This window comes from Pseudomonas sp. 10B238, from assembly GCF_000970615.1.
GTDB lineage: Bacteria > Pseudomonadota > Gammaproteobacteria > Pseudomonadales > Pseudomonadaceae > Stutzerimonas.
This window is the reverse complement of sequence record NZ_KQ033977.1, coordinates 1-832: the sequence shown is the minus strand read 5'-3', so window position 1 is coordinate 832 and position 832 is coordinate 1. Positions and strand designations below refer to the sequence as shown.

Sequence of the window (832 nt, the reverse complement as noted above, 5' to 3'; positions counted from 1 at the left end):
GGAACGTCTGAAGAACTGACCCCGCTGGCGGCGATTCTGACCTCAACGCGCAAAAAATCATTTCGGGAACGATTTCATCGAGCCTGGTCACGCTTTGGGGGTGTTTAAGCCCGCTTTCGGCCTGTCAGGCCGCCATACCCGAAACTCCGGGCGGATTTATCCCGCGCTCAACAACTGCTTTCGGGCCATCCACAGGTTCGCCAAGGCAAACAGGGTATGCAGCTGGGCGGTATTCTTGGCCAAACCTTTGTAACGCACCTTGGTAAAGCCAAACTGGCATTTGATCACCCGGAACGGGTGCTCGACCTTGGCCCGGGTGCTGGCTTTGGCGCGTTCGATTCGGCGTAACCCTTTCTCAATCAGCTTGGTTTTGCTCAACGTCTTGAGCTTGCCAGGACGCACGGCAATCGACCAGACCACGGACTTGCGTTCCTTATGCTCGTCCCGTTTCTGGACGCCGGTGTAACCAGCATCACCGCACACATGAGTTTCGTCGCCGTGCAGCAACTTGTCTACCTGAGTGACATCAGCAGCGTTGGCAGGTGTGCCTACGAGGCTGTGAACCAGACCTGTGTCAGCATCCACACCGATGTGCGCCTTCATGCCGAAATAGTACTGATTGCCTTTCTTTGTCTGGTGCATCTCGGGATCACGCTTTCCGTCTGCATTCTTGGTCGAACTGGGTGCATGAATGATGGTTGCATCGACTATGGTCCCTTGGCGGAGCATTAGCCCATGTTCACCCAGGTAACGGTTCACCACCTCGAACAACGCGGTGGACATGCCGTGGCGTTCCAGCAAGCGACGGAAGTTGAGGATGGTGGTTTCGTCG

General features: G+C 56.0%; 1 protein-coding gene. It reads right to left on the bottom strand.

The genetic code is table 11. The annotated features are described in order from the left end of the window. Positions 1-156: 156 nt before the first annotated feature. Positions 157-832 (bottom strand): IS5 family transposase (locus RT21_RS22860; RefSeq protein WP_046164466.1); only part of this gene is annotated, 676 nt, incomplete at its 5' end.